Source organism: Mycolicibacterium moriokaense, from assembly GCF_010726085.1.
Classification (GTDB): domain Bacteria; phylum Actinomycetota; class Actinomycetes; order Mycobacteriales; family Mycobacteriaceae; genus Mycobacterium; species Mycobacterium moriokaense.
In genome coordinates, this window is record NZ_AP022560.1 from 3,657,584 (window position 1) to 3,675,712 (window position 18,129).

General features: G+C 67.3%; 19 protein-coding genes. 8 read left to right on the forward strand and 11 right to left on the reverse strand.

Annotated features, from left to right (window positions below; translation table 11 throughout):
- Positions 1–58: 58 nt before the first annotated feature.
- Together metH and G6N43_RS17905 are read right to left on the reverse strand one after the other, a co-directional pair.
- The gene (gene metH / locus G6N43_RS17900; protein WP_083151134.1) at positions 59–3,805 is read right to left on the reverse strand and encodes a methionine synthase; all 3,747 of its coding nucleotides are present in this window, start codon (positions 3,803–3,805) and stop codon (positions 59–61) included.
- A 205-nt stretch (positions 3,806–4,010) separates the two neighbouring features.
- The gene (locus G6N43_RS17905) at positions 4,011–4,157 is read right to left on the reverse strand and encodes a hypothetical protein (RefSeq protein WP_163658145.1); all 147 of its coding nucleotides are present in this window, start codon (positions 4,155–4,157) and stop codon (positions 4,011–4,013) included.
- A gap of 81 nt (positions 4,158–4,238) precedes the next feature.
- Here G6N43_RS17905 and G6N43_RS17910 point away from each other — a divergent pair, with 81 nt between their 5' ends.
- The 4 genes from G6N43_RS17910 to G6N43_RS17925 all read left to right on the forward strand — a co-directional run bounded on the left by G6N43_RS17910 (position 4,239) and on the right by G6N43_RS17925 (position 7,848).
- Positions 4,239–5,129, forward strand: a complete 891-nt coding sequence (locus tag G6N43_RS17910; protein WP_083151131.1) for a PAC2 family protein — start codon at positions 4,239–4,241, stop codon at positions 5,127–5,129.
- 37 nt (positions 5,130–5,166) lie between these two features.
- Positions 5,167–6,417, forward strand: a complete 1,251-nt coding sequence (locus G6N43_RS17915) for an ATP-binding protein (RefSeq protein WP_083151128.1) — start codon at positions 5,167–5,169, stop codon at positions 6,415–6,417.
- Complete coding sequence (locus tag G6N43_RS17920) at positions 6,414–7,061, forward strand: response regulator (protein ID WP_083151125.1); 648 nt, start codon at positions 6,414–6,416, stop codon at positions 7,059–7,061. The genes G6N43_RS17915 and G6N43_RS17920 overlap by 4 nt, the downstream gene beginning before the upstream one ends.
- 97 nt (positions 7,062–7,158) lie before the next feature.
- Entirely contained in the window at positions 7,159–7,848 is a 690-nt protein-coding gene (locus tag G6N43_RS17925) for an MIP/aquaporin family protein (RefSeq protein WP_083151122.1), read from the forward strand.
- Between the two features lie 73 nt (positions 7,849–7,921).
- On the opposite strand, the gene G6N43_RS17930 is transcribed toward G6N43_RS17925, so the two are convergent.
- The 3 genes from G6N43_RS17930 to G6N43_RS17940 all read right to left on the reverse strand — a co-directional run bounded on the left by G6N43_RS17930 (position 7,922) and on the right by G6N43_RS17940 (position 10,969).
- Entirely contained in the window at positions 7,922–8,800 is an 879-nt protein-coding gene (locus G6N43_RS17930) for an SDR family oxidoreductase (protein WP_083151120.1), read from the reverse strand.
- 40 nt (positions 8,801–8,840) lie between these two features.
- Positions 8,841–10,079 carry a cysteine--1-D-myo-inosityl 2-amino-2-deoxy-alpha-D-glucopyranoside ligase gene (gene mshC / locus G6N43_RS17935; protein ID WP_083151118.1) on the reverse strand — a complete coding sequence of 413 codons (1,239 nt, stop codon included), beginning with the start codon at positions 10,077–10,079 and terminating at the stop codon, positions 8,841–8,843.
- Positions 10,080–10,168: 89 nt separating this feature from the next.
- The gene (locus G6N43_RS17940; RefSeq protein WP_083151115.1) at positions 10,169–10,969 is read right to left on the reverse strand and encodes a 3'(2'),5'-bisphosphate nucleotidase CysQ; all 801 of its coding nucleotides are present in this window, start codon (positions 10,967–10,969) and stop codon (positions 10,169–10,171) included.
- A 128-nt stretch (positions 10,970–11,097) separates the two neighbouring features.
- Here G6N43_RS17940 and G6N43_RS17945 point away from each other — a divergent pair, with 128 nt between their 5' ends.
- Positions 11,098–11,814 carry a Crp/Fnr family transcriptional regulator gene (locus tag G6N43_RS17945; RefSeq protein ID WP_083151492.1) on the forward strand — a complete coding sequence of 239 codons (717 nt, stop codon included), beginning with the start codon at positions 11,098–11,100 and terminating at the stop codon, positions 11,812–11,814.
- Here G6N43_RS17945 and G6N43_RS17950 read toward each other — a convergent pair.
- Genes G6N43_RS17950 through G6N43_RS17970 form a run of 5 tightly spaced genes read right to left on the reverse strand, consistent with a single transcriptional unit; the run spans position 11,765 to position 15,138 of the window.
- Entirely contained in the window at positions 11,765–12,610 is an 846-nt protein-coding gene (locus tag G6N43_RS17950; RefSeq protein ID WP_110810366.1) for an Rv2133c family protein, read from the reverse strand. The genes G6N43_RS17945 and G6N43_RS17950 overlap by 50 nt on opposite strands.
- Positions 12,594–13,181, reverse strand: a complete 588-nt coding sequence (locus G6N43_RS17955; protein ID WP_083151113.1) for an Rv2134c family protein — start codon at positions 13,179–13,181, stop codon at positions 12,594–12,596. Before G6N43_RS17955 ends, G6N43_RS17950 begins: the two co-directional genes overlap by 17 nt.
- Before the next feature lie 59 nt (positions 13,182–13,240).
- Entirely contained in the window at positions 13,241–13,957 is a 717-nt protein-coding gene (locus tag G6N43_RS17960; RefSeq protein WP_083151110.1) for a histidine phosphatase family protein, read from the reverse strand.
- Positions 13,954–14,784: an undecaprenyl-diphosphate phosphatase gene (locus tag G6N43_RS17965; RefSeq protein ID WP_083151487.1), complete on the reverse strand. Its 831-nt coding sequence runs from the start codon at positions 14,782–14,784 to the stop codon at positions 13,954–13,956. Before G6N43_RS17965 ends, G6N43_RS17960 begins: the two co-directional genes overlap by 4 nt.
- A 42-nt stretch (positions 14,785–14,826) precedes the next feature.
- A complete protein-coding gene (locus tag G6N43_RS17970) occupies positions 14,827–15,138 on the reverse strand; it encodes a hypothetical protein (RefSeq protein ID WP_083151107.1) in 312 nt (103 codons plus the stop codon).
- Between the two features lie 130 nt (positions 15,139–15,268).
- Between G6N43_RS17970 and G6N43_RS17975 the strand changes: the two genes are divergently transcribed.
- The 3 genes from G6N43_RS17975 to G6N43_RS17985 are packed head-to-tail and all read left to right on the forward strand — an operon-like array spanning position 15,269 to position 17,602.
- Positions 15,269–16,276 (forward strand): YncE family protein, encoded by a 1,008-nt coding sequence (locus G6N43_RS17975; protein WP_083151104.1) that lies wholly within the window; start codon positions 15,269–15,271, stop codon positions 16,274–16,276.
- Positions 16,273–16,530, forward strand: a complete 258-nt coding sequence (locus tag G6N43_RS17980) for a DUF5703 family protein (RefSeq protein WP_083151102.1) — start codon at positions 16,273–16,275, stop codon at positions 16,528–16,530. The genes G6N43_RS17975 and G6N43_RS17980 overlap by 4 nt, the downstream gene beginning before the upstream one ends.
- 7 nt (positions 16,531–16,537) lie before the next feature.
- On the forward strand, positions 16,538–17,602 hold the full coding sequence (locus tag G6N43_RS17985; protein ID WP_179968040.1) for a quinone-dependent dihydroorotate dehydrogenase: 1,065 nt from the start codon (positions 16,538–16,540) through the stop codon (positions 17,600–17,602).
- Here the strand turns inward: G6N43_RS17985 and G6N43_RS17990 are convergent.
- On the reverse strand, positions 17,599–18,129 hold the full coding sequence (locus G6N43_RS17990; RefSeq protein ID WP_083151096.1) for a YbhB/YbcL family Raf kinase inhibitor-like protein: 531 nt from the start codon (positions 18,127–18,129) through the stop codon (positions 17,599–17,601). The genes G6N43_RS17985 and G6N43_RS17990 overlap by 4 nt on opposite strands.

The following is an 18,129-nucleotide window of genomic DNA, read 5'->3' on the forward strand; positions in this document are numbered from 1 at the left end:
GTGTGGCCGGGGCCACAGTCGGTGAAATCCCGTCACCGCACGAAAAGCCTTGCGGGCGTTAGTCCTCCGGGTTGTAGCCCAGGTTGGGCGCGAGCCAGCGCTCGGCCTCCTGCAGCGTCCAGCCCTTGCGTCGCGCGTAGTCGGCGACCTGGTCCTGGGCCAGCCGGCCGACCACGAAGTACTGCGACTGCGGGTGCGAGAAGTACCAACCGCTGACGGCCGCACCGGGCCACATCGCCATCGACTCGGTCAACTCGATACCGGTCCGCGCTGACACGTCCAACAGCTTGAACAGCGTCACCTTCTCGGTGTGCTCCGGGCACGCCGGATAGCCGGGGGCAGGCCGGATTCCGACGTACTTTTCGCCGATGAGTTCGTCGTTGTCCAGCTGCTCGTCGGGCTGGTAGCCCCAGAACTCCTTGCGGACGCGCTGGTGCATCCGTTCGGCGAACGCCTCCGCCAGCCGGTCGGCCAGCGATTCCAGCAGGATCGCGCTGTAGTCGTCGTTGGCCGCCTTGAACTCCGCGATCTTCTCACCGCTACCGAGGCCCGCGGTGACGGCGAATGCACCGACGTAGTCGGCGAGACCCGTCTGCTTGGGAGCGACGAAGTCGCCCAGCGAACGGTTCGGGACGCCGTCGCGGTGCTCACCCTGCTGGCGCAGGTTGTGCAGCGTGGTGAGCACCTCGGTGCGGGTCTCGTCGGTGTATACCTCGATGTCGTCACCGACGGCGTTGGCCGCGAAGAACCCGATCACCCCGTTGGCCGTCAGCCACTTCTCCTTGATCAGGGTGTCGAGCATCTCCTGGGCGTCGTCGTACAGCTTGCGGGCCGCCTCGCCGGAGGCCGGGTTGTTGAGGATGTCGGGGAATCGGCCCTTCATCTCCCACGCGTTGAAGAACGGCTGCCAGTCGATGAACTCACGCAGCTCGGCGAGGTCGTAGTCCGAGAACTCCCGCACGCCAAGCCCCTGGGCGGGCGCCGGCGGCGTGTAGCCGTCCCAGTCGATCGGCGTCCGGTTGGCGCGGGCCTTCTCCAGCGTCACCATCGGCCGCTCGTTCTTCTGGGCGTGCCGCTCACGCAGCGATGCATAGTCCTTCTCGGTGGCCTCGAGCAGGGCCGGGCGCTGCTTGTCGTCGAGCAGCGCGGCCGCGACCGGCACCGAGCGCGACGCGTCCTTGACCCAGACCACCGGGCCGCTGCGCCGCGGCGAAATCTTGACAGCCGTGTGCGCGCGCGAGGTGGTCGCGCCGCCGATCAGCAGCGGGATCTCCAGCCCCTCGCGTTCCATCTCGACCGCGAAGTTCGCCATCTCGTCCAACGACGGGGTGATCAGGCCGGACAGCCCGATGATGTCTGCGTTGTGCTCCTTGGCGGCGTCCAGGATCTTTTGCGCGGGCACCATCACTCCGAGGTCGATCACCTCGAAGTTGTTGCACTGCAACACGACTCCGACGATGTTCTTGCCGATATCGTGGACGTCGCCCTTCACGGTCGCCATGATGATCGTGCCGTTGGTGTCCTTCGACCCGGCAGTGCCGTTCTCTTCCTTCTCCGCCTCGATGAACGGCAGCAGATAGGCGACGGCCTTCTTCATCACGCGGGCCGACTTCACAACCTGGGGCAGGAACATCTTGCCGGAGCCGAAGAGGTCGCCGACGACGTTCATACCGTCCATCAGCGGGCCCTCGATGACCTCGATCGGGCGACCGCCCGCGGCGGCGATCTCGGCGCGCAGTTCCTCGGTGTCCTCGTCGACGTGCGCGTCGATGCCCTTCACCAACGCGTGCGTGATGCGCTCGCGGACCGGCAGGCTGCGCCACTCGGCTGCCGCAGGATCCTCGCCCGCCTCCTTCTTGTTGAACCGCTCCGCGATCTCCAGCAGCCGTTCGGCCGCGTCCTCGCGGCGGTTGAGCACGACGTCTTCGATGCGCTCCCGCAGCTCGGAGTCGATCGAGTCATACGGCACCAGCGCGCCGGCGTTGACGATGCCCATGTCCAGGCCGGCCTTGATGGCGTGGAAAAGGAACACCGCGTGGATGGCCTCGCGGACCGGATTGTTGCCGCGGAACGAGAAGGACACGTTCGAGATACCACCGGAGATGTGCACCCCCGGCAGGTTCTCCTTGATCCAGGCGCAGGCGTCGATGAAGTCGATGCCGTAGGTCGCGTGCTCCTCGATACCCGTCGCCAGCGCGAAGCAGTTCGGGTCGAAGATGATGTCCTCGGCCGGGAAACCGACCTCCTCGGTGAGGATCCGGTACGCGCGCCCGCAGATCTGCTTGCGACGCTCCAGGTTGTCGGCCTGGCCCTGTTCGTCGAACGCCATGACGACGACGGCGGCGCCGTACTTGCGGCACAGCCGGGCCTCGCGGACGAATTTCTCCTCGCCCTCCTTCAGGGAGATCGAGTTGACGATCGGCTTGCCCTGCACGTTCTTCAGGCCCGCCTCGATGACCTCCCACTTCGAGGAGTCGATCATCACCGGCACGCGGCTGATGTCCGGCTCGGACGCGATCAGCTTGGTGAACCGGTCCATCGCGGCGACGCCGTCGATCATGCCCTCGTCCATGTTGATGTCGATGATCTGAGCACCGACCTCAACCTGCTGTAGGGCGACCGACAGCGCGGTGTCGTAGTCCTCGGCCTTGATCAGGTTGCGGAACCGGGCCGAACCGGTGATGTTGGTGCGCTCACCGATGTTCACGAACAGCGAGTTGTCATCGATGTTGAGCGGTTCCAGGCCCGACAGTCGCGTCGCCACCGGGATGTCGGGCACCTGGCGCGGCGACTTGCCCTCGACGGCCTTGGCGATCTCGGCGATGTGCGCGGGCGTCGTCCCGCAGCACCCACCGACGAGGTTGACGAAGCCCGCGTCGGCGAACTCGGCGACGTAGCCGGCTTGGCGGGTCGGGAACTCGTCGTACTCGCCGAACGCGTTCGGGAGGCCGGCGTTCGGGTAGCAGGAGACGAAGGTGTCCGCGATCCGCGACATCTCGGCGATGTAGGGCCTCATCTCCGGGGCACCCAGCGCACAGTTGAGGCCGACCGCAAGCGGCTTGGCGTGCCGGATCGAGTTCCAGAACGCCTCGGTGACCTGGCCGGACAGCGTCCGCCCTGAGGCGTCGGTGATGGTGCCGGAGATGATGACCGGCCAGCGGCGTCCGCGTTCGTCGAACAGCGTCTCGACGGCGAAGATCGCGGCCTTGGCGTTCAGCGTGTCGAAGATCGTCTCGACGATCAGCAGGTCGGCACCGCCGTCGACCAGACCCCTGGCCGCGTCGTAGTAGGCGGCGACGAGCTGGTCGTAGGAGACGTTGCGGGCGCCGGGATCGTTGACGTCCGGCGAGATCGACGCCGTGCGCGTCGTCGGCCCCAGTGCCCCGGCGACGTAGCGGGGCTTGTCCGGGGTGCTGAACTCGTCGCACGCCTTGCGGGCGAGCGCGGCGCCTTCGTAGTTCAGCTCGTAGGCCAGCTCCTCCATGCCGTAATCGGACAGCGAGATCGCGTTCGCGTTGAACGTGTTGGTCTCGAGGATGTCGGCGCCCGACTCGAGATACTCGCGGTGGATTCCCTCGATGATCTGTGGCTGGGTCAGGGTGAGCAGGTCGTTGTTGCCGACGACATCGCTCGGCCAGTCCTTGAACCGCTCGCCGCGGTAGCCCGCCTCGTCCGGACGGTCCCGCTGGATCGCCGTGCCCATCGCCCCGTCGATCACCAGGATCCGCTGACGCAGCGCAGTCGTCAGTTCGTCGGTGCAGTCGGGTCGGATGTTGGGTTGCAGAGCGTTCTCCGGGGAGCTCACGTACGTTCCTTCCTTAACGGAAGGCGTCCTTGTCTCTGCCGAGCGTGGCGGTCACCGGTAGTCACCGGGAACCGTTGCAACGCCTCTCGACCAGTAAAGTCTACGTCGTCATCGGATCGACGTGTGGACGCCCATGTCATCGCCGCGACCGGCCCCGACCCCTCTGCCGCGCGGGGTCCCGTTGGCACGGTCGTCGTCACCAGGCTTAACCCGATTGCAGCCGAACGTATTTCGTCTCGACGACGTCGGCCCATGCGTCGCCGAGGAGCTGGTTGTAATCGCCCACCGAGACCCGCGTCGAGACGGCGCCGACTGAATCGGCGCCGTAGGTGCGATCGTTCACAACAGTCACAAAGCCAGGGTAGTCGTTTTGGCGAATCAACCCGTGTGGCGATGCCGCTCCTAGGTGCCATACAGGGCTTACGCTGGCCTTGTGACCCCGTCGGATGCGAGCGGCTACAAACCGCCCGACCTGCCCAAATTGAGCGAGACGATCGTCGTCGCGGCCTTCGAGGGCTGGAATGACGCAGGCGACGCGGCCAGCGACGCGTTGGAGCACCTGGACGCGATCTGGGAAGCGGAGCCGATCATCGAGATCGACGACGAGGCGTACTACGACTATCAGGTGAACCGGCCGGTGATTCGGCAGGTAGACGGCGTGACCAGGGAGCTGGTGTGGCCGTCGATGCGGATTTCGCACTGCCGGCCGCCGGGATCGAACCGCGACATCGTGCTGATGCACGGTGTGGAGCCCAACATGCGCTGGCGCACCTTCTGCGCGGAGTTGCTCGCGATCGCCGACAAGCTCAACGTGCAGACGGTCGTGATCCTGGGTGCGCTGCTGGCCGACACGCCGCACACCCGCCCGGTGCCGGTGTCGGGCGCGGCCTACTCCCCCGAATCCGCGAAGGTCTTCGGGTTGGAGGAGACACGCTACGAAGGACCGACAGGCATCGCCGGGGTGTTCCAGGATGCGTGTGTGCAAGCCGGCATCCCGGCGGTGACGTTCTGGGCGGCGGTGCCCCATTACGTATCGCAGCCGCCGAACCCCAAGGCCACCGTGGCGTTGTTGCGCCGCGTCGAGGATGTGCTCGACATCGAGGTGCCGCTCGCCGACCTGCCGACGCAGGCCGAGGAGTGGGAGATGGCCGTGACCGAGATGACCGCCGAGGACGACGACATCGCCGAATACGTGCAGTCACTGGAGCAACGCGGTGACGCCGAGGTGGACATGCACGAGGCGATCGGCAAGATCGACGGCGACGCGCTGGCCGCCGAGTTCGAGCGGTATCTGCGTCGACGTGGGCCAGGCTTCGGGCGGTAGCGGTAGTCCGATGAACCAGCACTGCCCCGGCTAAGCCATGCGGTTCACCGGTTGGGCGAGCCTGGAGGTACCGCCCGAAGCGTCGGGTGCCGGCGGAGAGGCCGTGCGGGAGACGTTCCTGCGCTTCCACCGGCAGACCCAACGCCAGCGCAGCATCCTGCGACTCGCGCTCGTCTGTTTGATGGTGCTCGCGGTGGTCAGCGACACACCGCGGTCGCAGTGGCCCGCGCAATTCACGGTCATCGCCGTCTACGCGGTGTTGTCGCTCGCGGCCGCGTGGCTGTGGCTGCGATATCCGACCCGGGCCCGCAGGCTGCGGCGATTGGAGCCGATGGCGCTCATCGATGTCGCCGCGCTCTGCATCCTGCCGTTCATGTCGACGGGCAGCTATCTCGTTCTCGCGCTGCTGGCGTTCCTGCCGTTCTTCATCGCGACGCAGACCGGCCCACGGGCGGCCGTGCTGTCGCTTGCGGCGATCGCGTGCGGCGCCGTGGCCGTGCTGGCCGACCCCGTCTACCGCGAACAGTTGTCGGGCGGTGCGATCGCGACGCTGCTGGCGATACTCGCGCTGCTGTGCCTGTGCTCGTTCACCGTGTCGCGAGTTCAACAACGGCGGCTGGCCAGCGTCGCCGAGTTGACGGCCAGCCGGTCGCTGCTGCTGGCCGACGTGATGAGCGCCGAGGAACGTGAGCGCCGCAGGATCGCAGAAGCGTTGCACGACGGGGCATTACAGACGGTGCTGGCCGCTAAGCAGGATCTGCGTGACGCGGTCCGCGGCAACGGTGACATGTCCGGTGTCGAACGCGCCAGCAATCTATTGGCCGACGTGTCGCACGACCTACGGCAGGTGACCAGGGAATTGCATCCGTCGGTGCTCGACGAGGCGGGCCTGGCGGTCGCACTGGAGGCGCTGGCACATGCGTTCACCGAACGCACCGATGTGCCCGTGCACTGTTCGGTCGACTATTCGCGACGCGGACCCGACGACGCGACGATGTACGGCATCGCCCGTGAGCTGCTCAGCAACGTCGCCCGGCACGCCGAGGCACGCAATGTATGGCTCGAGCTGCGCGAGGTCGACGACGCACTGACGCTGGACATCCGCGATGACGGAGTCGGTATGGACCCCGCGGTGATCTCGCGGCGCGTCAGCGAAGGGCACATCGGCCTCGCATCGCACCGCGCACGCATCGAAACACTTTCGGGGACAATGGATTTTCGGCCGGTCGAGAACGGCACCTGGGTGCATGTCCGGTTGCCGCAGGGCGTCAAGCAGGAGGCGCGATGAGCAGTTCGGACCGCAAGGTGACCGTCGTCGTCGGCGACGACCACCCGGTGTACCGCGAGGGCGTGGTGCGTGCGCTGGACACCAGTGGGCGCACCGCGGTCGTCGCCGCGGTCGGAAACGGTCACGACGCGCTCGCGGCGGTCCGCGAACATCGGCCCGATGTGGCCCTGCTCGACTACAAGATGCCGGGCCTCGACGGAATCGCGGTGGCCCACGCCGTCACCCGCGACCATCTGTCCACCCGCGTGCTGCTCTTGTCGGCGAGCACCGAGGGGTCGGTGGTGTACCGCGCCATACAGGACGGTGCCGCGGGATACCTTTCGAAGGAAGCGGATCGCGATGACATCGTGGCGGCCGTGATCGCTTGTGCGCGTGGTGAAAGCGTGCTTCCGCCCGAATTGGTGACGTCACTTGCGACGCAGGTCCACCAGCATGCGCATTCGACCGCACCGCTGCTCAGCGGGCGCGAACAGGAGATCCTGCGTCTGATCGCCGACGGCAAGACCGTGCCTGAGATGGCCGAGCAGCTGTTCCTGGCGCAGACCACCGTCAAGACACACATCCGGCGGTTGTACGAGAAGCTCGGCGTTTCCGATCGCGGCGCAGCGGTCGCCTACGCGATGCGCAACCACATCCTGGAGTGAGGAGCCCTGTCGTCCGAAAGGACGACAGCACGCTCATCCGGCGGTTCATGCTTTTGCGCGATCCCGGTTTTCGTCGGCGCGCACGAGTCTTGTTCGCATGACTACCACAACCCACACCCCTATCCACATCCCCACCCCGACAGTCCGTCACAGCGCAGCGACGAAGCTCGCCACGGAGGCCATCGGCACACTCTTCCTGGTCTTCACCATCGGTGCCTGCGTACGAGGCGGAGCCGCGTTGGCGCCGCTGGGCATCGGCGCGGTCCTGATGGTGATGGTCTACGCAGGCGGCCACGTCTCAGGTGCGCACTACAACCCGGCGGTGACGTTGGCCGTGCTCGTTCGCCGTCGCATCGACGTCCGCGACGCGATCGGCTACTGGCTCGCGCAGTTCACCGGAGGGGTTGCAGGCGCGACGCTGGTCGTCGCAGTCGTCCCCCGCGGACACACCGAGCCGCTGGCGCTGTCCGGCCACGCGATGGTGGCCGCTGTCGCGGTGGAGTTCCTCGTCACCTTCGCGTTGTGCTACGTCGTCCTGAACGTGGCCACCAGCAAGGACCACCCCGACAACTCGTTCTACGGGCTGGCGATCGGCTTCACCGTGGCGGCCGGCGCCATCGCGGTCGGCGGGATCTCCGGCGGTGCGTTCAATCCCGCCGTGGTGCTCGGCGCGATCGCGATGGGCCTGCTGTCCCCACAGGTGCTCGTCATCTACATCGCCGGACAGGCGCTCGCGGCGGTAGCCGCCGGGATGACCTTCCGAGCGCTCAATCCGACCGACGACTGACCCTTCCAGCGGTGGCCTGACCCGCACGGGTCAGGCCACCGTCAGCTTCCTCGGCCCCAAGGGGATTCGACGATCAGCCCTTCTCGAGCGCCTCGGTGCGCGCGCTCATCGAGCGGCCGTGCGCGGCCACTTCGGCATCCATCTTCGGCAACATGGCCGGTACATCCTTCAGTGTCAGCGACTCCCCGAGCCGGGACGACAGCAGCGGCTTCAGCCAACGCATCACTCCGACGAAGCCCGGGCAGTTGATCTGACGTTTGCGCTCCTCGATGCCCTTGACGAACACCTCACCGCACTTCTCGACGGACGTGGTCTTGCCGAGCGGGCCCGGGAGCTTGCGCAGCATCTCCTGGAAGGTCGCCGACTCGTCCTTCGTCTCCTGGACCATCGGGGTGTCGATCCAGAGCATGTGCGCGGATCCGACGCCGACGCCCCGGTGCGTGATCTCGAGGCGAAGCGCGTTCGCGAACTGCTCCACGGCCGCCTTCGACGTGTCATAGGGCACCATGCCCGCCGCGGGCGCATAGGCCGCGGCCGATGACACGACCAACACATAGCCGCGTCGCTCGATGATCGAGGGCAGCGCTGCGCGCACCGTGTGGAACACGCCCATGACATTCACGTCGATCAGGGTCTTGAAGGCCTCGGGGTCGACGGCCAACAGCGATCCGTGGGTCGCGATACCCGCGTTGGCCATCACGACGTCGAGGCCGCCGAAGCGGTCGATGCCCGCATCGGTGGCGCTTTGCATCGCGGCGAGGTCGCGGACGTCCGCCACGGCGGTGAACACGCGATCCTCACTGAGCTTGCCGGCGAGGTTCTTGAGTGCGACCTCGTCCAGATCCGTGAGCACCAGCTTGGCGCCCTTGTCGTGCAGGCGACGGGCTACCTCGGCGCCGATGCCGTTGGCCGCTCCGGTGATCAGGACGACTTTTCCGTTTACAGATCCCATGTGCGAAACGTACTCCACCCGGATGGGCCGGCGGGCGGCTCTACAGCTTGATCCCGAGCAGCGCGTCGACCGCGGTCGCGACCGTCTGCGGCGCCTGCTCGTCGTGGCCACCGTAGGTCAGCGCATCCGTGGTCCAGCCGTCAAGTGCGGCAAGCGCTTTCGGCGTGTCCAGATCGTCGGCCAGATAGCGGCGGACCCGGGCCACCACGTCGCCCGCGTCGGGTCCGGCCGGCAGTGTCACCGCGCTGCGCCAGCGCTGCAACCGTTCGTTGGCCTCGTCGAGAACCGCCTGGCTCCATGACCGGTCGGCGCGGTAGTGACCCGCGAAAAGACCCAGCCGGATGGCCGCGGGATCGACACCGTCGGCGCGCAGGTTGGAGACCAGGACGAGGTTGCCGCGGCTCTTGCTCATCTTGTGGCCGTCCCAGCCGATCATTCCCGCGTGCACGTAGTGGCGGGCGAATCGCCGCTCCCCCGTAGCCGACTCGGCGTGGGCGGCGGAGAACTCGTGGTGCGGGAAGATCAGGTCGGAACCGCCGCCCTGGATGTCCAGTCCGGTGCCGATGCGACTCAACGCGATCGCGGCGCATTCGACGTGCCAGCCCGGCCGCCCGGCCCCGAACGGCGACGGCCAGCTCGGCTCGCCCGGGCGCTGCGCCCGCCACAGCAAGGCGTCCAGTGGGTCGCCCTTGCCGGGCCGCTCGGGGTCGCCGCCACGTTCGGCGAACAGCCGCATCATGGTGTCGCGGTCGTAGCCCGACTCGTAGCCGAACTGAGGGGTGGCGTCGGCGCGGAAGTACACGTCGGGGTACTCGGCGTCATCGGCGACGTAGGCCGAGCCCGCGGCCAGCAGCTTCTCGACGACCTCGATGACCTCGGCGATCGCCTCCGTGGCCGCGACATAGTCATGCGGCGGCAGCACCCGCAGGGCCGCCATATCCTCGCGGAACAGGTCCGTCTCCCGATCGGCCAGCTGGCGCCAGTCGATGCCGTCGCGCTCAGCACGCTCGAACAGCGGATCGTCGACGTCGGTGATGTTCTGCACATAGTGCACCTGATGCCCCGAATCCAGCCACACCCGGTGGACCAGATCGAACGTCAGGTAGGTGGCGGCGTGGCCGAGGTGGGTAGCGTCATACGGGGTGATGCCGCAGACGTACATGGTCGCCGTTTCGCCGGCTGTCACCGGACGGACCTGCCGGTCGGCACTGTCGTACAGCCGCAGCTGCGGACCCCGGCCCTCAAGTGCCGGTACGAGGGGCGCCGGCCACGATTTCATAGCGTCGACTTTAAGCATCAGGGGATGCGACACCGCGAGCGGCTGTTTCATTCCCGGGCATGTCCCGGGCATGTCCCGGCCCTTTCCCATCACCGGTTCCGATACGCCGACAGGATCCCCTCGAGCAGCACGTCAGCCAGTTCCGCCCGGCACATCAGAAGGTCGGGCAGATAAGGATCAGGTCGGTTGTAGATCAGCGGCGAACCGTCCAGCCGCGACGCGTGCAAGCCTGCAGCCGCCACCACCCCTGCGGGCGCCGCTGAATCCCACTCCCACTGCCCGCCGGCGTGGACGTAGGCGTCGACGTCGCCGCGGACCACGGCCATCGCCTTGGCGCCCGCCGAACCGATCCGCACGAGCTGGATGTCGAGCCGCTCGCGTAGCCACCACAGCACCGGCGGCGGACGGTTGGCGCTCGCCGTGATGAGGATCGGTCCGTCCTCGCGCGGCGGCGGCGGGGTCACGGTGTCGGAGCGGTACACCTCACCACGGGCGGGCAGCGCGACGGCCGCGTCGGTGATGCCGCCGTCCGGCCCACGGGTGTGGAAGGTCGTGGCGCCTGCGGTGCCGTAACGCTGCCACAGCGCGATGTGCACCGCCCAGTCCGTCCGGCCCGGCATCGAGTACTCGTGGGTGCCGTCGACGGGGTCGACGATCCAGACCCGGTCAGTCTTGACGCGGGAGACATCGTCGACCGCCTCCTCGGACAACACGGCGTCGTTCGGACGCTCGGCGCGCAACCGGTTGAGGATCAGCGTGTTGGCACGGCGGTCGCCGGCGTCGCCGAGGTCGTACGGATCGTAGAAGCCGATCTCCCCGCGCATGGCCACTAGCATCTCGCCGGCTTCTCGGGCCACCTCGGCGGCCAGCGCCGCATCGGTCAGGCTCACCGGCCAAGTAGATCATGAAGGTTTAGTTCGGCCCGGCCGTGGAATCCTGTGCGTCATCAATTGCGCGGAAGGTAGACCGCAGGGTGAAACAGCCGATCAAGTTCGCGTCGCCTCAGCGCGCCGCCGCGGTGCTGGCCCGGGTGGGGTTCCTAACCGGGCTCGGCGACGACGTCCTCTTCGCACTCGCCCAGCAACTGCGGCAGGTGCAGGTGTCTCGTGGCGACACCATCTACCGCCAGGGTGAGCCGGCCGACGGCCTACACATCGTCCTGGCGGGCAAGGTCAAAATCTGCTGCCACTCGGCCGACGGCCGCGAACAGTTGCTGGCGATCCGCGGACCCGGTGACATCTTCGGCGCCGTCTCTGTTCTCGACTCGGGGCCGCGCACCGCGACGTCGACCGCTGTCACCGATGTTTGTACGGCCATCGTCGACAACGAAACCCTGCACGGGTGGATGGCCGAACGTCCGGAGATCGCACAACAGCTGCTGCGGTTCATGGCCGTACAACTGCGAACGGCCCGCAATCATCGGCTCGACGTCATATTCGACGACGTGCCGAGCCGGGTCGCGAAGGAACTGCTGAGCCTGGCGCAGCGCTTCGGAGTTCAGCAGGGCGAGTCCTGGCGGGTCACTCACGATCTGACTCAGACCGAGATCGCGCAGTTGGTCGGAGCCACCCGGGAGAGCGTCAACAAGGCGCTCTGCGATTTCGTGCAGCGCGGGTGGATCACGACCGACGCCAAGACGACCGTCATTCACCGCCCACGGCAGCTGGCCAGACGCGCGTGGGGTGCTAGAACGCCGGCCACGGGATCGGGCGTCGCCGATCCGGTGTCGGCATAATCGGATCATCCAGCAGCGCAAGGGTTCTAGCCAGTAGCGCGGCAACCTCACGCTCGGTGATGTGCTCGCCCAGCGCATCCCCCAGGCCATTGCGGAGCTGATCACGTAGGCAGGCGACGGCTTCCATGGTCTGCTCATCCACCGGCTTGCCGGCCCAGCCCCACAGGACGGTTCGAAGCTTGTCCTCGACGTGCAGGCTCACCCCGTGGTCCACGCCGTACACCCGGCCGTCGACACCGCACAGGATGTGCCCACCCTTGCGGTCGGCGTTGTTGATCAGCACGTCGAACACCGCCATCCGGCGCAACCGGGCGTCGTCGGCATGTACCAGGGTCACCTCGTTGCCCGCATAGTCGTACGCCTGCAGGATCGGCAGGTAGCCGGGCGGGATCTCGCCCGCGGGCAGCAGATCGACCAGATCCGGCCCTTCGGCGGGTTCGTCACCGACCTCGGTCAGGCTCTCGCCAGGCTGGTCCACCCAGCGCTGCAGCATGCCGCGCCCGGCCGGGCCCTCGCGAATGATCGTGTACGGCACGACGTTCCAGCCCAGCGCTTCCGACACCAGATACGCGCCGAGTTCGCGACCCGCGAGCGTGCCATCCGGGAAGTCCCACAGCGGCGCCTCCCCCGCGACTGGCTTGTACACGCAATGTGCTTGCCGCTCACCGAGATGCGCCTCGCACAGGAAGGTGGCGTTGCTCGCCGAGCGGATACGTCCGATGACGGTCAGTTCGCCGCGCCGCAGCACCTCATCGGATTCACGAGCGGAGTCGGCCCCGCTATCCGTCGGCGTCATCGTCGGAACCGGCGATGGCGCCGCGCAGGTAGCCGTTCGTCCGCACGCAGATGTGCCCCTCGGGGTCGAGCGGTTCGTCGCACAGCGGGCACGGTGGGCGGCCCGCCGAGATCACCCGGTTGGAGCGCGTCGCGAACTCACGCGCCGATTCAGGTGTCAGGAAGACACGGACCGCGTCGGGGCCCTCTTCCGCGTCGTCGAGCACCACGGAGGCGTCGAACTCGCTGTCGGAGACGGCGAGCAGTTCGACGACGACGGTCTGCGCCTCCGAGTCCCAGCCCAGGCCCATGGTCCCGACCCGGAACTCGGCGTCGACAGGGGTGATCAGCGGACTCAGATCCTCCACCTCGCCGGTCTCCGGCGGGATGGGAGTGCCGAAACGGCGGTTGATCTCGAGCAGCAGCGCGGCGATCCGCTCAGCGAGCACGGCAACCTGCTGCTTTTCCAAGATCACCGATACGACGCGTTTGTCGTGGACGGCCTGTAGATAGAACGTCCGGTTGCCGGGTTGGCCAACAGTCCCGGCCACGAAGCGGTCGGGTGTGCGGAAGACGTGAATTGCGCGGGCCATGGCACTTTCCAAAATACCGGTTGCGGCCGTGTCAGCCGCAATCCCGGGGGGTGTACCCGCTAACCGGTCGAGCCGCCCACCACGGCGTCGTCGGGCGGCACTTCACCGTCGCCGGAGCCGTCGTCCGACGCGTCCTTCGGCGGTTTCGCGAGCAGTCCGGCGGTCAACTGGTCACCGGTGTGGTTGACGTGGATGACGAACGGGCGCACCGCCGTGTAACGGATCACACTCATCGACGCCGGATCCGCTGTGATGCGCTGAAAGCTGTCGAGATGCGTGCCCAGCGCGTCGGCCACGATCGCCTTGATGACGTCGCCATGGGTGCACGCGAGCCACAGCACGTCGCCGTTGTGCTCTTCGGCCAGCCGGCGGTCGTGGTCGCGCACCGCGGCCACCGCACGCGACTGGACCGCAGCGAGGCCCTCCCCGTCGGGAAACACCGCCGCGCTGGGCTGCTGCTGGACCACCGACCACAGCGGCTCCTTGACCAGTTCGCCGATCTTGCGGCCGGTCCACGAGCCGTAGTCGACCTCGGAGATGCGCTCGTCGACGATCGGCTCCAAACCCAGCGCCGCGGCAAGCGGTTGCACGGTGCGCTCGCATCGCAGCAGCGGTGAGCGCACGATCGCCTTGATCGGCAGCATCCCGATCCGCGCTACCAGGCCCTGAGCCTGTTCCTGCCCCTTGTCGTCGAGGTCGACACCTTCGGTGCGGCCGGCCAGGGTGTGGGCGGTGTTCGACGTCGACCGCCCGTGACGCAACAGGATGACCGTCATACCGCCGCCACCACCCCGGTGCCGAGCAGGATCAGCACGACGGTGCCGAGCAGCACGCGGTAGCCGACGAACCAGTACATGCTGTGGCGCACCAGGAATCGCAGGAACCAGGCGACCGCGGCGAATCCGACCACGAACGCGATCACCGTCGCCACCAACAGCTGCGGGCCGCTGGCGCTCATCCCCTCGCCGACCGGATGAAACGCGTCGGGCAGCGAGAACAGCCCCGAGGCGAACACCGCCGGAATGGCGAGCAGGAAGCCGAACCGCGCGGCGAGCTCGCGCTCCATCCCCAGAAAAAGGCCCGCGCTGATGGTCGCGCCCGATCTCGACACACCGGGAATCAACGCCAGGCACTGCGCGAGACCTACGATGATGCTGTCCTTCCACGTGAGCTGTTCGACGCGACGCGTTTGGCGACCGTAGTACTCCGCCGCGGCGATGACCGCCGAGAAAACAATCAGCGCGATCGCAATCAACCACAGATTGCGTGCGCCCGTTCGGATTTGGTCCTTGAACAACAGGCCGAACACGCCGATCGGGATTGTGCCGATGATCACCCACCAGCCCAGCCAGTAGTCGGCGGTGCGGTGCGCGGTCACGAAGAGCCCGTTGAACCAGGCCTTGACGATGCGGGCGATGTCGCGGGCGAAGTAGACGAGTACCGCCACTTCTGTGCCGAGCTGGGTGACCGCAGTGAACGACGCGCCTGCGTCATCGGTGAAGAACACGCGCGACGCGATCGCCAGGTGGCCCGATGACGACACGGGCAGAAATTCCGTCAAGCCCTGCAGAACCGCGAGAACGATCACCTGGACCCACGACATCGCCGCCACGTCCGTCACGACGACGACCGTACCTGGGGTGGGTCAGCGGTTGCTGCGCGCAACCGGTTGCGCGGCCGCGACCGCGTCACGCACCGCAGCCGCCACGCTGCGTTCGTCGTTGAGGTCGACGTCTGTCAGCTTGCGGGTGGTGACCGCGACGACGTCCTCGACCTGCGGGACGGGCCCGCTCAGGCGTGGGCGATAGACCTCGACGTTGAGCACCTGCCGCTCGACGTGGAACGAGAAGCTGCGGCCGTCGCCGACCTGGCCAAATCCGCTAGCGTGAAGACCAGTGGAAATGTCCTCGATAGCAAACTCTTGGTCGCCCAATTGCCGGTCTGCGGCGATGGTCATGAGAAGACCATAACTCGATTTATGCCGCCGATGGATGGGCCACGGCCAGCGGAGTGAATTTCACGATGAGCGGTCTGCCTACACTTGCTGGTCAACAGAGTTCCAATTCGCACATCCCGAGAGCTACCCCTTGCCGATCCGCATAAACACCTCGATTCAGGTGGTGCTGGTCTCCCTGGCGATCGGACTGTCGGGATGTTCGTCGAACCCGGCCGACGCCCCGCCACCGACCATCACGCCTGCTCAGGCCGCGGTTTCACCGCCCGTGACAGGCACCCCCGCCGGAACCCTCCGCCCGCTGGCTGCCCCTGCCCAGGGCGCGGTGTTCGACGGAAAAACCGGGTCGTTGGCGGTGCTGAGTGAGTCGGAGATCACGATCCTCGGCGAGCCGGGCGGTACCAGGTCGGTGCCGTTGCCCGGGGTCGCGACAGCGATAACGGGAGACGGCGAAGGCCAGGCGTATGCGTCGACACGCGGCGGCTATTTCCGGATCGATCTCGCCGAGGGCACCGCCACGCCGGTGCGCGTCGAGGGGCAGGAGCAGACGGATTTCACCGCGATCACGCGTCGCGCGGACGGCAGGCTGGCGCTCGGCAGCGCCGACGGCACGGTGTTCACCCTGAGGTCCGATACCGCGGTGGGCGCGCATCTGAAGATCTTCGCCCGAGTGGATGGCCTTGTGGCGCAAGGAAATACCGTCGTCGTGCTGGACCGGGGTCAGACGTCGGTAACCGCGCTTTCCGAGGATGGCGAGAAGGCCGAACAGGCGTTGCGTGCCGGTGAAGGGGCGACGACAATGGCCGCCGACAGCGTGGGCCGGGTACTCGTCGCCGACACCCGCGGCGGCCAGCTGCTGGTCTTCGGCACCGACCCGCTTATCCTGCGCCAGAAGTATCCGGTGCGGGACGCGCCCTACGGGCTGGCGGGATCGTCGACGCTGGCCTGGGTGTCGCAGACCGCGTCGAACGCGGTGGTTGGCTACGATCTGTCAACCGGTATTCCCGTCGAGAAGGTGCGCTATCGAACCGTGCAGCAACCGAACTCCCTGGCCTACGACGAGTCATCTGGCACCCTCTATGTGGTGTCGGGCTCAGGAGCGGGTGTCCAGGTGATCCCGGATGCGGCGGTGGGTTCGTGACGACGATGCACCGCGGCCGGATGCCGGAGGGCTGGGACAAGGATCTGTCCGACGATTACGAGTGGATTCCGCTGCGCCTGCCCCCCGATCTGACCAGGCTCAACGCGTCGACGCGGCTGTCCATCGAGGCCGAATACCGCGGCTGGGAGCTCACCCGCGTGCGGCTGTACACCGACGGCTCGCGGCGGGTGTTGCTGCGGCGCAAGAAATCGGCGGTCCACGAGGCGGCGGTCCCGGAGCAGCCCGCACTGTGAGCTCATGATGTACCGCGCGGTGCAGCGGGTGCTGTTTCTGTTCGCGCCTGAACGCATTCACACCTGGGTTTTTGCGCTGCTGCGGGCCGTGACCGCGCTTGCCGTCACCCGTCGCCCGTTGGCGCGGTGGTTGGCGCCCCGTGATCCGATCCTGTCCAGCACGGTGTTCGACGTGACGTTCCCCGCGCCACTGGGCCTGGCGGCGGGGTTCGACAAGGACGGTCTTGGGCTGCGGACCTGGGGTGCGCTCGGGTTCGGGTATGCCGAAGTCGGCACGGTCACCGCGCAGGCACAACCCGGCAATCCGCAACCGCGGATGTTCCGGCTCCCCGACGATCGCGCACTGCTGAACCGGATGGGGTTCAACAACCACGGCGCGGGCGAGTTGGCGATACAGCTGGCCAGACAGACGCCCGACGTGCCCATCGGGGTCAACATCGGCAAGACCAAGACCACCGCGCCCGAGGCCGCAGTCCACGATTATGCGGAGAGTGCGCGGCTGGTGGGGCCGCTCGCCTCGTATCTGGTGGTCAACGTCAGCTCGCCGAACACGCCGGGCCTGCGCGACCTGCAGGCGGTGGAGTCGTTGCGGCCGATTCTTCGTGCGGTCCGTGCGCAGACGACGACGCCCGTGCTGGTCAAGATCGCACCGGATCTGTCGGATCAGGATGTCGACGAGATCGCCGACCTGGCAATCGAATTGGGCTTGGCAGGCATCGTCGCGACGAACACGACCGTCTCGCGCGAGGGCTTGAAGACTCCCGGGGTCGATGAGCTCGGTCCGGGCGGCATCTCCGGACCTCCGGTCGCACAGCGGTCGGTGGAGGTGTTGCGCAGGCTGTACCGCCGCGTCGGTGACCGGCTGGTGCTGATCAGCGTCGGGGGCATCGAAACGGCCGACGACGCTTGGGAGCGCATCGTTTCCGGCGCCTCGCTGCTGCAGGGCTACACCGGCTTCATCTACGGCGGCGGGTTGTGGGCCAAGCGCATTCACGACGGCCTGGCCCGGCGTCTGCACGACGAGGGTTTCGCCTCGCTGGCAGACGCCGTCGGCTCGGCCGTGCGTGACTAGTTCTGCTCGTACGTCCCGTGTATCAGTGCGCGCGCGATCGCGTTCTGGAACAGGTTGAAGCCCAGGTAGGCCGGAGTCGCATCGGCGGACAGTTCGAGCTTCTCCACCCCGACGGCGTGCACCGCGATGAAGTACCGGTGCGCGCCGTGTCCCGGAGGCGGTGCAGCGCCGAGGTAACGCTTCAACCCGGCGTCGTTGGCCAAAGTGAGTGCGTCACCGGGCAATCCGCTGCCATCGCCCGCGCCGGCAGGCAGATCGGTGACGGTCGCGGGCAGATTCGCGACGGCCCAGTGCCAGAAACCGGACGCCGTCGGCGCGTCGGGGTCGTAGACCGTCACAGCGAAGCTACGCGTCTCCTCGGGGAAGCCCGACCACGACAGCTGCGGCGAGATGTCGGACCCGCCCGCGCCCATGATTCCGCTGACCTGGTCGTTGGCCAGCGGTTGTCCGTCGGTCACCGATTGCGACGTCAGCTGGAACGTCGGCAGCTTCGGCAGGAAGTCATAGGGGTTGTAGGGAAAAGGCAT